14 protein-coding genes are annotated in these 12,305 nt (G+C 64.2%); 9 read left to right on the forward strand and 5 right to left on the reverse strand.

Annotated elements, in window-relative coordinates; translation table 11 throughout:
* Positions 1-43: 43 nt before the first annotated feature.
* The gene (gene ubiE / locus HOY44_RS09915) at positions 44-793 is read left to right on the forward strand and encodes a bifunctional demethylmenaquinone methyltransferase/2-methoxy-6-polyprenyl-1,4-benzoquinol methylase UbiE (protein ID WP_287434556.1); all 750 of its coding nucleotides are present in this window, start codon (positions 44-46) and stop codon (positions 791-793) included.
* Entirely contained in the window at positions 793-2,322 is a 1,530-nt protein-coding gene (gene ubiB, locus HOY44_RS09920; protein WP_287434557.1) for a 2-polyprenylphenol 6-hydroxylase, read from the forward strand. The genes ubiE and ubiB overlap by 1 nt, the downstream gene beginning before the upstream one ends.
* A gap of 120 nt (positions 2,323-2,442) precedes the next feature.
* Here ubiB and HOY44_RS09925 read toward each other — a convergent pair whose 3' ends face one another.
* Together HOY44_RS09925 and HOY44_RS09930 are read right to left on the reverse strand one after the other, a co-directional pair.
* Positions 2,443-3,231 carry a phosphotransferase gene (locus tag HOY44_RS09925; protein WP_287434558.1) on the reverse strand — a complete coding sequence of 263 codons (789 nt, stop codon included), beginning with the start codon at positions 3,229-3,231 and terminating at the stop codon, positions 2,443-2,445.
* Entirely contained in the window at positions 3,212-4,060 is an 849-nt protein-coding gene (locus HOY44_RS09930; protein WP_008332305.1) for an LOG family protein, read from the reverse strand. Before HOY44_RS09930 ends, HOY44_RS09925 begins: the two co-directional genes overlap by 20 nt.
* A gap of 91 nt (positions 4,061-4,151) precedes the next feature.
* Here HOY44_RS09930 and dapD point away from each other — a divergent pair, with 91 nt between their 5' ends.
* The 3 genes from dapD to HOY44_RS09945 all read left to right on the forward strand — a co-directional run bounded on the left by dapD (position 4,152) and on the right by HOY44_RS09945 (position 6,485).
* Positions 4,152-4,979, forward strand: coding sequence for a 2,3,4,5-tetrahydropyridine-2,6-dicarboxylate N-succinyltransferase (gene dapD / locus HOY44_RS09935; RefSeq protein ID WP_008332307.1), 828 nt, complete (start codon positions 4,152-4,154; stop codon positions 4,977-4,979).
* 109 nt (positions 4,980-5,088) lie between these two features.
* On the forward strand, positions 5,089-5,343 hold the full coding sequence (locus HOY44_RS09940; RefSeq protein ID WP_008332309.1) for a GlsB/YeaQ/YmgE family stress response membrane protein: 255 nt from the start codon (positions 5,089-5,091) through the stop codon (positions 5,341-5,343).
* A gap of 185 nt (positions 5,344-5,528) precedes the next feature.
* Positions 5,529-6,485 carry a calcium/sodium antiporter gene (locus HOY44_RS09945; RefSeq protein ID WP_287434559.1) on the forward strand — a complete coding sequence of 319 codons (957 nt, stop codon included), beginning with the start codon at positions 5,529-5,531 and terminating at the stop codon, positions 6,483-6,485.
* Here HOY44_RS09945 and HOY44_RS09950 read toward each other — a convergent pair.
* On the reverse strand, positions 6,469-7,167 hold the full coding sequence (locus HOY44_RS09950) for a DUF4336 domain-containing protein (protein ID WP_235888946.1): 699 nt from the start codon (positions 7,165-7,167) through the stop codon (positions 6,469-6,471). The genes HOY44_RS09945 and HOY44_RS09950 overlap by 17 nt on opposite strands.
* A 277-nt stretch (positions 7,168-7,444) precedes the next feature.
* On the opposite strand from HOY44_RS09950, the gene HOY44_RS09955 reads away from it, so the two are divergent.
* From HOY44_RS09955 to HOY44_RS09970, 4 genes are read left to right on the forward strand one after another with little or no spacing between them, the layout of a single operon-like run.
* Entirely contained in the window at positions 7,445-8,479 is a 1,035-nt protein-coding gene (locus HOY44_RS09955; protein ID WP_138422312.1) for a sodium:calcium antiporter, read from the forward strand.
* Positions 8,480-8,528: 49 nt separating this feature from the next.
* Positions 8,529-8,873 (forward strand): DUF8846 family protein, encoded by a 345-nt coding sequence (locus HOY44_RS09960; protein WP_287434560.1) that lies wholly within the window; start codon positions 8,529-8,531, stop codon positions 8,871-8,873.
* Positions 8,870-9,877 carry a TIGR00341 family protein gene (locus HOY44_RS09965; RefSeq protein WP_287434561.1) on the forward strand — a complete coding sequence of 336 codons (1,008 nt, stop codon included), beginning with the start codon at positions 8,870-8,872 and terminating at the stop codon, positions 9,875-9,877. The genes HOY44_RS09960 and HOY44_RS09965 overlap by 4 nt, the downstream gene beginning before the upstream one ends.
* Positions 9,874-10,512, forward strand: coding sequence for an HAD hydrolase-like protein (locus HOY44_RS09970; protein ID WP_287434562.1), 639 nt, complete (start codon positions 9,874-9,876; stop codon positions 10,510-10,512). The genes HOY44_RS09965 and HOY44_RS09970 overlap by 4 nt, the downstream gene beginning before the upstream one ends.
* On the opposite strand, the gene HOY44_RS09975 is transcribed toward HOY44_RS09970, so the two are convergent.
* Both HOY44_RS09975 and HOY44_RS09980 read right to left on the reverse strand, forming a co-directional pair.
* Positions 10,509-11,105, reverse strand: a complete 597-nt coding sequence (locus tag HOY44_RS09975) for a hypothetical protein (RefSeq protein ID WP_287434563.1) — start codon at positions 11,103-11,105, stop codon at positions 10,509-10,511. The two genes, HOY44_RS09970 and HOY44_RS09975, sit on opposite strands and share 4 nt — an antisense overlap.
* 60 nt (positions 11,106-11,165) lie before the next feature.
* The gene (locus HOY44_RS09980) at positions 11,166-12,263 is read right to left on the reverse strand and encodes a Hint domain-containing protein (protein ID WP_287434564.1); all 1,098 of its coding nucleotides are present in this window, start codon (positions 12,261-12,263) and stop codon (positions 11,166-11,168) included.
* Positions 12,264-12,305: the final 42 nt, after the last annotated feature.

Here is a 12,305-nt window from a genome sequence, read left to right on the forward strand (position 1 = left end):
TCAGGGAGGTTATCTGCACTCTGACCTGATCGAGGCAAGACGCATGACCGACGACAAAAAGACCACCCACTTCGGCTACCAGACCGTCGACGAGGATCAGAAGGCCGGGATGGTGCACGGCGTCTTCACCAATGTCGCCTCGAAATACGACGTCATGAACGACGTGATGAGCATGGGCATCCACCGCGTCTGGAAAGACGCGATGATGGACTGGCTCGCCCCGCGCCCCGGTCAGAAGCTGCTGGATGTGGCGGGCGGCACCGGCGACGTGGCGTTCCGGTTCGTGAACCGCGCACCGGGGGCCCATGCCACGGTCTGCGACATGACCGAGGGAATGCTGATCGAAGGCCGCAAACGGGCCGAAGCCGAACAGATGGCCGCAAGCCTCGAATGGGTCGTGGGCGACGCCATGGCGCTCCCGTTCGACGACAACAGCTTCGATGTCTACACCATCAGCTTCGGCATCCGGAACGTGACACGCATCGCCGACGCGCTGGCCGAAGCCTATCGCGTGCTGAAACCCGGCGGGCGGATCATGGTGCTGGAATTCAGCCAGATTCCCAACGACATGATGCAGAAGGTCTATGACCTCTACTCGTTCAACATCATCCCCCGTATGGGGCAGGTGATCGCGAACGACCGCGACAGTTACCAATACCTCGTCGAATCGATCCGCCGTTTCCCGGATCAGGAAACCTTCGCAGGCATGATCCGCACCGCCGGGTTCGAGCAGGTGAAATACCGCAACCTGACGATGGGGATCGCGGCACTGCATTCCGGCTGGAAGATCTGATGAAAGGTCCGATCAACATCTGGCGCCTGATCCGTATCGGCGCGACGTTCGCACGCACCGGCGCCTTGGGCGAGGTGCTGCACGCGATGAACGCCCCGCCACTGGTCAGGGTCACGACCCGCGCGGTCAGCTGGACCTTCGCATGGGTCGGAAAACGCGGCGACAAGTCGCTCCCCCCGGTGACCCGCGCCGTGACGGCGATGGGCCCGGCCTACATCAAGTTCGGGCAGATCCTCTCGACCCGCCCCGATGTCGTGGGCGAGGAACTGGCCGAGCAACTGCAATACCTGCAAGACAAGCTCGACCCCTTCCCCACCGACGTCGCGCGCCGGATGATCGAAAGCGAGCTCGAGATCAAAGTCGACGATGTCTTTTCGGACTTCTCCGATCCGGTCGCGGCGGCCTCGATCGCGCAGGTGCACAAGGCACGTATCCGCGCGACCGGCGAACAGGTCGCGGTCAAGGTGCTTCGCCCCCGCATCGAACGGGCCTTCCGCAACGACCTCGACGCCTTCCATTTCGCCGCGCGCGTGATCGAGGTGCTCCTGCCTCAGACCCGCCGCCTGCGCCCGCAGGACGTGGTCAACCATTTCGAAAACGTGGTGCTGGGTGAGCTAGATCTGCGGCAGGAGGCCTCTTCGGCGTCCGAATTCGCAGAGAACACCGAAAAAGACGCGGGCTTCGTCGTCCCACGTATCAACTGGGGCCTCAGTTCCCGCCGCGTGATGACGATGGACTGGGCCGAGGGCATCCCGGCCAACGATCTGGAAAAACTCCGCAGATCGAACCTCGACCTCGAAGCGATCGGGAACCGCGTCTTGCACCTGTTCCTCGCCCATGCCCTGCGCGACGGGCTGTTTCACGGCGACATGCATCAGGGCAACCTCAAGATCGCCGCGAACGGCGACCTCATCGCCATCGACTTCGGCATCATGGGGCGCATCGACGAATACACCCGCCGGGTCTATGCCGAGATTCTCTATGGCTTCATTCAGCGCGACTACAAACGCGTGGCCGAGGTGCATTTCGAGGCCGGATATGTGCCCGCCGACAAGGATGTCGAGGAATTCGCACGGGCCCTGCGCGCCGTCGGCGAACCGATCTTCGGCATGGATGCGAGCCACATTTCGATGGGCCGGCTTCTCGCCTACCTCTTCGAAGTGACTGAGAAATTCGGGATGCAGACGCGCACGGAACTTATCCATCTGCAACGCACGATGGTGATCGTCGAAGGCGTGTCGCGTTCGCTGAACCCCCATATCAACATCTGGGAAATCGCGCGTCCTATCGTCGAAGATTACATCGCCCGCGCCATCGGGCCCAAGGCCGTCATCAACGACCTTATCAAGACGGTGAAAGTCCTGTCCCGTTTCGGCCCGCGCCTGCCGGAACTCGCGGAAGCCGCGCTCATCAATCAGGCGAAACCGCAGAAAGAGGTCGACCGAGCCCGTCCGCTGCGCGCCATGGGGTATGTCGCATTGGGCGCGGCCATTACGCTTGCCGCCGTCCTGATCGAAGCGCTTCTCTGACCGCCTCGCCCCTTCTCTGTTTCCGGAAACCTCGGGAGAGCGCGAGAGGGCTGGCCCTCTCGCCCCGCCTGTGCCTGCCAGAGGCAGGGACAGGCTCATAAAGCGTGCGCGCAAGCGCACTCATCTTTCAAGCAGCGACGCCTTGCCGTATCCGTCGTCACCGCGCGCGGCCCGCCAGCGGCAGTAGCCGCGCATCCGGGCCTGATAGAGCGGCGCAAGCGCGCGGTAGCGTTCGGTCACGTCGCCCTCGCCATAGGCCGCCAGAAATCCTTCCATCTCGTCATCGGTCAACGGACGATTGCCGGAGATGACCTGCATGGCAGGTGACAAAAACACCGCGATGTCGTCGCAGGCATCCCCCACGCCGGGGCATTGCCAGTCGATGAAGGTCACCCGGCCTTCCGACACCAACGCGTTCGCCGCCGTCGCATCGCCGTGAATGAACGCCTCGCGCGCTTTCGGCAGATCGTCCGGCACGACCGGGACGTTTTCGCCCAGCGCCATGGTCTGCTGAACCAGGGCATCCTTGCCCATCGGCTTGTGAGGCAGACCCTCGGGCGCCGCGATCGCGTGAAGGCGGGACAGCCGTTCGGCCACGCAGGCCACGCCATCTTCCGGCTGCCAGCCCCGACCGGGGGCGAGGCGATAGACAAGGCTGTCGCCCTCGGCCGCGATCAGTTCGGGGGCGAGGTTCGTGCCTTTCAGCGCCTTCAGAACCTGCCGTTCCGCATTGGGGTCGTTGGTGAACAGCGGCGTGTCGGCCTCGGGCCGATAAAGCTTCACCACCCGGTCGCCCACTTGCCAGAGCGCGTTGGTGTTGCCGCCCGTCAGGGGCTTCCAGCGGACGAGCGGTTCGACCGCCCCCTGCTGTTCCCAGAAATAGATGAGGTCAGCGTCCGGGAATGACACGGCGCTTCTGGCCCTTTTCGTCCCAGTTCTCCATCGCCTCGATCGCCTCCTCTGCGGTGTCCACGAACCTGAACAGCTTGAGATCGTCGGGCGAAATCGTGCCCGCATCTTCCAAAGCCTTCCAATCGATGATCCGTTCCCAGAATTCGCGCCCGAAGAGCAGGATTGGGATCTGTTTCATCCGTCCGGTCTGGATCAGGGTCAGGCTCTCGAACAACTCGTCCAGCGTGCCGAAGCCGCCGGGGAAAACGGCAATCGCCTCGGCCCGCATCAGGAAATGCATCTTGCGGATGGCGAAGTAGTGGAAGTTGAAGCACAGCTCGGGCGTCACGTATTCGTTCGGCGCCTGCTCGTGCGGCAGGACGATGTTCAGGCCGATGGACACGCCGCCCGCGTCCGCCGCGCCCCGGCTGCCGGCCTCCATCACACCGGGACCGCCGCCCGTGACGACGACCTTTTCCAGCTCGGGCGTCTTCAGCCCCTCAATGGTGAGGAGCCGCGCGAATTCACGCGCCTGATCGTAGTACTTCGACAGATCGCGCAGGGTGTCAGTGCGGGCCTTATCCTTGTTTGCAGGGGCCGGAATCCGTGCGCCGCCGAACATCACGACCGTCGATTTGATCCCCGCCTCGTTCATCACCAATTCGGGCTTCAGAAGCTCCAGTTGCAACCGCACCGGGCGCAATTCCTCGCGTGCCAGAAATTCGGGATCGTCGAAGGCCAGCGCATAGGTGGGGCTGCGCGTCTGCGGCGTGTCCGGGATGTCGTGGCTCGCCCGCCGGTCTTCGGAGCTGTCCCGGAACGGGTGGGCGCGGCTTTGTTCTGTCATGCTCGTCCTCTCTTGCCGCGTTGCGCGGGGCTGCGTCCGCCTTTATAGCCGTCGCGACACAAGACGTAACACGGGATTTCGGGGAGACACCATGTCCAACGCCGCACTGGAGACCGCCATCGAAGCCGCCTGGGAGGCGCGCGATACGATCACGCCGACGACCGGGGGCGAAACCCGCGAAGCCATCGAGGATACGCTGAACGCGCTCGACTCGGGCGAGCTGCGCGTGGCCGAGCGCCGGGACAACGGCGACTGGCATGTGAACCAGTGGGCCAAGAAGGCCGTTCTTCTGGGCTTTCGCATCAAGGACATGGAGATCCAGCCGGGCGGCCCGCAAGGCGGCGGCTGGTGGGACAAGGTCGACTCCAAGTTCAAGGGCTGGGGCGACAACCAGTGGAAGGCCGCAGGCTTTCGCGCCGTGCCGAACTGCGTCGTTCGCAAATCGGCCTACATCGCGCCGGGCGTCGTGCTGATGCCGTCCTTCGTGAACCTCGGCGCCTACGTCGACGAGGGTACGATGGTCGACACATGGGCCACGGTCGGGTCGTGCGCCCAGATCGGCAAGGGCGTGCACCTGTCGGGCGGCGTGGGTATCGGCGGCGTGCTGGAGCCGATGCAGGCCGGTCCGACGATCATCGAAGACAACTGCTTCATCGGTGCCCGTTCCGAAGTGGTCGAGGGCGTTATCGTGCGCGAAGGTTCGGTTCTCGGCATGGGTGTCTACATCGGCCAGTCGACCAAGATCGTGGACCGTGAGACCGGCGAAGTCATGTACGGCGAAGTGCCGCCCTATTCGGTCGTCGTCTCCGGCTCCATGCCCTCGACCGGCGGCGTGAACCTGTACTGCGCCGTGATCGTGAAGCGCGTGGATGAAAAGACGCGCTCCAAGACCGGGATCAACGAGCTGCTGCGCGACTGATACCCACTCATCGCTGGGTTTTGGATCAGGGCCGGGGAACACCCCGGCCCTTTTTCGTGTTTGTTCGGGGAACACCGGCCTGCCCGGTACAGACAACAGGAGATTTGACATGACCGGAGTCGGTTGGTTTGCAGCTATCATCATCGGCGCCGTGGCCGGGTGGCTGGCGGAACAAGTCATGAAGTCCAACATGGGGCTTCTGATGAACATCATTCTCGGGATCGTCGGTGCGCTGGTGCTGAACGCCATTCTGATGTTCGTGGTGGGGAGCACGCTGGGCGGCTGGCTGGGTCAACTCGTCGTCGGCTTCATCGGTGCCTGCCTGCTGATCTTCATCGCACGGGCGTTTCGTCGCGGGACTTGAGCCGGAGGTCGACGAGACCGGAGGCGTAATGGGCCGCGCATCGATGGATGCGCGGCCTTCGCGTGTCGCAGGGTTCGCAGAGGCGCGATCAGGCCGCGGGTTTTTTGCGGCGGTGGATTGAAATGGCTCGGCGCGGGACCATCTGAGTCGAGCGCAGTCTTTGCGTTCTCGGAGTGCTCTTTCCCATGATCGATGTTCTGTTTCTGCTCGGCGGCCTTGTCGGGCTGGTCATCGGCGGCGAGTTTCTGGTCCGGGGGGCCGTGTCCGTCGCCGAACGGGCAGGCCTGTCGCCCATGGTGATCGGCCTTACGCTTGTGGGCTTCGGCACCTCGGCGCCGGAGCTGGTCACATCGATCCAGGCCGCCTTTGCGGGATCGCCCGGAATCGCCATCGGCAACGTCGTCGGATCGAACACCGGGAACATCCTGCTGATCCTCGGTCTCACCGCCCTGATACGGCCCGTGCTGATCGACCGGAACGCCCTGATGCGCGATGGTGGCGTGGTGATCGCGGCAAGCGTGCTCCTTGTAGCGGTCGCCCTGACCGGCGCGCTTGGGCGGGGGGCCGGCGTGCTGCTGTTCGGCCTGCTGCTGGTCTACCTCATCGCGACGCTGGTCATCGAGCGGCGGCGCAACACCGCCACCGGCGCGGTCTATGCCGCCGAGGCCGAGGCCATTCCGCAGGCCTCCCTGTCGCTGGGTGCCGCACTGGGCATCGCGGTCGGCGGTCTCGTGCTGACCATCTTCGCCGCGCGGGCGCTGGTGTTCGGGGCCGTCGGTCTGGCTGAACTGGCGGGCATGTCGGAAACCGTGATTGGCCTGACGATCGTGGCCATCGGCACGTCGATGCCGGAACTCGTCACCGCCATCATCGCGGTGCGAAAGGGTCAGGGCGACGTTGCCTTTGGCAACGTGCTGGGGTCGAACATCTTCAACATCTTGGGCATTCTCGGCGTGACCGCGATGCTGCGGCCCTTGGCCATTCCGCCGGAAATCCTGCGGCTCGACATCTGGGTCATGCTGGCCGCAACGCTCGCCATGGTGCTGTTCGCGATAACCGGCTGGCGCCTGTCACGTCGCGAAGGCGCGATGTTCGTCGCCTCCTACGTCCTGTATCTCGGCGTGCTCATTTCCGGGGTCTGAGCCACGCGAAAGCGCGTTCGAGAACGGCTGTCCCATCGGTCGTGACCGGCGCCCCGTGCGCCACGACGACCGCCTTGGGAGACCACCCCAGAATGCGGCGAACGGCGGCGCGGGCGGCGTCCTTGTCGCTGAACGCCACGCGGAATTTCTTCGGCACGCTCGGTTCCAGACCGATCATGCCGTCGAGTCGGGCCACGATGGCCCGCCAGCCTTTGAACCAGCCGACCGGGAGTTGCTGAAGCAGGTCGCAGAACAGGACCGTGCGCGACGGTATGTGGTAGAACACGACCTCGGTCGTGATCCGGTTGCCGGGGATAACGACCTGTTCGATCACATCGGACCAAGGCGGCGCTGGATCGTTCCCCAAGGTGCCCGCGAAGGCCAGATCGCCCCGTTTTTCGGCAAGCCCCGGCGCCGCCCAGATTTCCGCCCGCGGATAGGCTTCGGCCCAGTCGGCTAGAAAGACGTGGTGCAGGTGGTTCGGTGCGACGAGGTATCCGACAGGTCCGATCGCATCGACCGCCGCACGGATATCCTGTGAAAGCGCCACGGGGGACCACAGCCACAGCGCCCCATCGGTCAGGCGCACGACCACCATGCGCGTGGGGTAGTGAAACCCCATGGCGGCAACGACCTCGGGGCCATTGGCGAGCCAGATTCCATCGGCGAACTCGTCCAGCATCATGGCCTCCTGCTACGCTCAAGGGAGCCTAGATTGGCGGCCGTGAGCCATCAAGATCGTTTGGCTTGCTGCGGAATGCGTGGAGGCGCGCGGTCCGGCATCATCGACCGAAACGACCACCGGCACCAATACCGATGTCGCGGTCGACCCATTTCCATGCGCCATCGTTATATGCCTGCAAGCGGCGGAGTTTCCTTCCCGCAGGCCAAAGGAACCCTCTGCGGTCACGTGGGTTGGGATTAGGTCCCCGGCACGAATCCCGCATGAAAGGCCCGGTTTGTTCGACGATTTCTCGACTGTCGTATTGTTCCTCGTGTTCGGCATTGCGGGCGCCCTCGTCGTCGGTGCGTCGATCAAGGCGACCGGGTTGGCCGATACCATCGCCGACCGAACAGGCATGGGCGAAGCGATGGTCGGCGGGCTGGTTCTTGGCGGCGCGACCTCGCTGTCGGGCGTCGTGGTGTCGGTGACGGCAGCGTCCTCGGGCGACGCGAGTTTCGCCATCTCGAATGCCGTGGGCGGGATCGCGGCACAGACCCTGTTCCTTGCCATTGCCGACCTGATCTATCGGCGCGCCAATCTAGAACATGCGGCGGCCGAACCTGCGAATATGTTTCAGGCCGTCCTGCTGTTGATCCTTCTGTCCCTGCCCATCGCCGCCATGGCAGGGCCGGACTTTTCGTTCTTCGCGATACACCCCGTGTCGATCATACTGTTCGCCGGATATCTCTGGGGCGTCAGGCTTGCGACCTCCGTCCGCAACCGACCGATGTGGGAGCCCGTCGAAACCGGCGAAACGCGCTTCGACGAACCCGAGGACGAAGCCGACGCGGCCAAGTCCGCCCGCAAGCCCGCCATCATCTTCGCCGCGCTGGTCGTCGTCATGGCGGGTTGCGGCTGGGTCATCAGCCAGGTCGGGGGGCAGTTCATTTCCCGTTTCGGGCTGAGTTCGTCTCTGGTCGGTTCGCTCGTCACCGCCGTGGTCACATCGCTGCCGGAGCTGGTGACGACGCTTGTCGCGGTGCGCCGGGGCGCCCTTCAACTGGCGGTCGGCGGCATCATCGGCGGCAACACCTTCGACACCCTGTTCCTCGTCTTCTCCGACGTGGCCTATCGTGAGGGGTCGATTTTCCACGCGGTCGGGATGAACGATCTCTACTGGTTCGCAACGGGTCTTATCATGACGGCGGTGCTGCTGGCGGGCCTGATCCTGAGGCAGCGCGAGGGGCCGGCGCGGATCGGCATCGAAAGCGCGCTGATGATCGCCGTCTACGCGCTTGCCGTCGGGGTGGAGGTCTTTGCCCGTGCTTGACTTTGCAAGGCCCCCGGCGCACCTCTGCCGCAAGAATGCGGGGGCGGACATGACCGACAAACCGAAGAAACCGAAACGTCAGAAGGTCTATACCCTGCTGGTCGATGTCGGGCGCAAAGACGGCGACGGGTTGCCCGACGGGTCAACCGGCGCCGCGCTCGTCTGCTATGCCTCCGGCGTGGACGAGGCCGAGGCGGTGCGCGAAACGGTCGCGATCCTGAAGCAAGCCGACCTCGCCCCGCTTGACATCACGGGCTATGGCACGCTGGAAGAGCGGCTGTCCGAAGGCCATGACATCCCGGACGAAGAACGGGCGCTGATGGATCGTGCGCTTTCCGAGAATTCGGTGGTCGTCGCGCAGATGACGCCGTTTTTCGAGGACGGCGAGGCATGAGCGACCGGCTGATCCAGATCGTCACGGCGAAAGAGCATGTCGAGACGATCACGGGCTGCCTGAAAGACCTTCCCGAAGAGCATTGGTACTGTTTCCCGTCGGGCGAGGATGATCGGCAGGTCATCATCGCGTCGCTGGATCATGACGACATGCAGGACGTGCTCGACGCCATTTCCGAAGCGATGGACGGGCGGGAGGGCTGGACCCTTCACACGTTGCCGACCGAGGCGCGTCTACCCAAGGCCGAGGACGAGGAGGAAGAGGAACGGGTCGCACAGGCCGAGAACGCCAATGCGCGGGAAGAGATCTATTCCGACATTCGCCAAGGCACCGCGCTGACCGTCGATTACCTCGTGATGACGGGTCTGGCGACGGTCGTCGCGGCCATCGGGCTGTTGCAGGATCAGGTCGCCGTCGTGATCGGTGCGATGGTGATCGCCCCGCTGCTGGGGCCCATCCTCGCATTCGCCTTCGCGACGACGCTGGGTACCGTGCCGCTGATGTGGATCGCGCTGCGCGCCCTTGGGGCCGGGCTGGGTGTCGGGGTCGTCGCCGGGGTCATCTTGGGATTCATCGTGCCGTTCAACGGTGAGTCTTCGCTGATGGCCTATGACGGTTCGCTGACCCTCATGACCGTCGCGCTGCCGCTCGCCTCGGGCGCGGCGGCGGCGCTGATGGTCGCGGGTGGCCAGACCTCGGGCCTTGTCGGGGTGATGGTGGCGGCGGCGCTGTTGCCACCGCTCGCCGCCTTCGGTCTGTTGCTGGGCAACGGGTCGTATGTGCCTGCGGTCCGGGCGCTTGCCACCGTCGTCATCAACATCGCGGCGATCAACCTCGCCGCGCTTGTGGTGTTCCGGGTCAAGGGGATCCGCCCCCGCGACTTCGAGACCGAGGAACACCAGACCTCGATCAGAACCTCGCTCGCCATCGCCGCCGCGGTCGTGGCTTTGCTTGCGCTTGCGGTCTATGCGGCAGAACACGGGTGGCTCTTGTTCGGCGGATGACCACCGTATTCCTCGACCTCGACGGAACGCTGACGGACCCGGCGGAGGGGATCGTCACGTCGGTGATTTATGCGCTTGAACACGTGGGGCTCGACGCGCCTGCGCCCGACACGCTGACCTGGGTAATCGGGCCGCCCTTGATCGAGAGTTTCGCCCAGCTGGGCGCGCCGGACCCTGTCAGGGCGCTTGCCTTGTACCGCGAACGGTTTTCCGAGGTCGGGCTATTCGAGAATGTGCCCTATTCGGGTGTGGAAGGCGTGTTGGCGCACCTCGCCGCACAGCATCGACTGTGCCTCGCGACCGCGAAACCGCTGGTCTATGCGAAACGGATCACGGCGCATTTCGGCATGGATAGACACTTGTCGGCCCAGTTCGGTCCGGAGCTGGACGGGACGCGCAACGACAAGGGCGACTTGCTGGCCTATGCGCTGGACCAGCTCGGGGAACGTGCAGGGAATGCCGTGATGATTGGCGACCGGCACCACGACATCGACGCGGCAAGAGCCGTCGGCATGCGTTCCATCGCGGTGACTTGGGGATACGGCACGCCGGAGGAACACCGGCAGGCCGATCTGGTTTGCGAGCACCTCACCGACTTGCCGGAGAATGTGGCCCGCGTGTTCGAAAGGCCCTAGGAGCCGGGAACGAGTTCCACGTCGAAGCTGGATGGAAGGCTTTCGGGCTCCGGCATGAACATGATGGTCAGCGGGATCACGAGTTCGGCCGCGGTGCCGTCGCGGATGATCGTGCCGTTGGTCGACACGATTTCCTTGCCGATCACGGTCAGCGACATGGCGTGCCCTTCAAGCGAGTCGCCGAACATGGCCGCCATCTGCTCCCGCTCTTCCGGGGGCGGAAGGTCCGACGTCATCTCGGACAGGTCGAACGAGATCGAGATGTTGCCGTTGTCGAGTTCTTCGATCGTCACCCCGTCGCCGATTCCGATGTCGTTGTCCGGGTCGTCCATCGCCATGAGCAGGTCTTCGAGCGACCGGCGTTCGAGCATCGAACAGGTGTAGGTGCCATCGGCGTTCTCGGTTCCGATCCCCTCTTCACAGGGATCTTCGCCCATGCTCGACGCCATCTGGTTGATTTCGGCGCCCATGGTCATGACCGCATCCAGTTTGACCTCATCCGTGTTGGTGAAGTCGGCCCGGATGTCGGCGTCGAAACAGGCGGCGAGGGGCAGGATCGCCGCGAAAGCGAGTCCCTTGACGAAATGGCGCATAGCGAACTCCCTGAAATATCCTTTGGCTACTCTGTCAGCGGCATGATGGCCTGTCCACCGTCAGCGGTGGAGGACGGACGCAAGCGACCGGGCTTCGTGATCCGACAGGCGGTGACGCGCGAAACTCCGATGCGTCGGAATGGCCGAGCGCGGCATCTCGGCAAGCGCCGTGGCATCCAACCTGACTGGGTCGGTGGCAATCTGGCCGACATACAGGCTTTCGGACCAGAGCGAGTCGTGCAGCAGGCAATCGTGCCGATCGAGCAGGACGTGAAAATAGGTCACAGTCTTGAGCCGGGCTTCCGACACTGCCGCGCGGCTACCCATCAACCGCTGGGCCGGAAGAAGCGCGTCTTGTTCGCCCAGAAGATATTCAGTCTCGGACCCTTCGACGAGGATGCGGTGATCCGGTGCGACCAGCATGTCTTCGGACAGGCCGAAGAACGGGGCACGGATGCGGATCGGACGAAAGCGGCCCAGCGCGGGCACCGTACGCCGGGTGATCCAGCGCACCGGCTGGATACCGGAGGTCGCGGTCATAACGCGGTCGCCCAGCCTGAGGTTTTCGACCCGCACGGAACCAGACGGCGTTTCGATGCGCGACCCTTTGCAGATACCGGCGGAAAGCCCCACCGGCTCGACTTTGTCCGACACCGCGACGAACGCCGCCTCGGCGCTGATCCGCGTGGAATGGCCGTTTCGCATGATCGTCAGCGCGTCGAGGATCGGCATGGGCAGCGGATTTCCCACCATGATGACGAAGAACTCGCCCGTGTCGACAAGCTTCACCGCCAGCCGACCCCAGCGTTCCGGTGCATTCCAGCTGAAATAGAGTCTGATCGCCGCATCATGCTCGGGCACCGGGAATTTCAGTCGCGCGATGAAACGGCTTTGTCCCTGAACCATGCGCACCTGCATCTCGCCCGATTTCCTGAGCTCGACCGATAGGTGCCGGTGCCAATCCTTGCTGCGTTCATAGTGGAGGACGGCCTGCGATCCGTCCGTCTCGGGGCGGAACAGGGTTTCGACGACCAGTGTTCCGGTCGGAAGAATCTCGTTCGGTGCGGCGACCTGCACATTCGTGTGCTGCGGTTTCGCACCCAGTCCCGCCGGATTGAAAAGACCCTTGGTCAGGTCTGTGAGGCCGATCCAACTCATGGGATGACCCCCGCGCCTTCGCCGAAGATGGCGGTCGCCATC

This window comes from Maritimibacter sp., assembly GCF_016774595.1.
GTDB classification, from domain to species: Bacteria; Pseudomonadota; Alphaproteobacteria; order Rhodobacterales; family Rhodobacteraceae; genus Maritimibacter; species Maritimibacter alkaliphilus.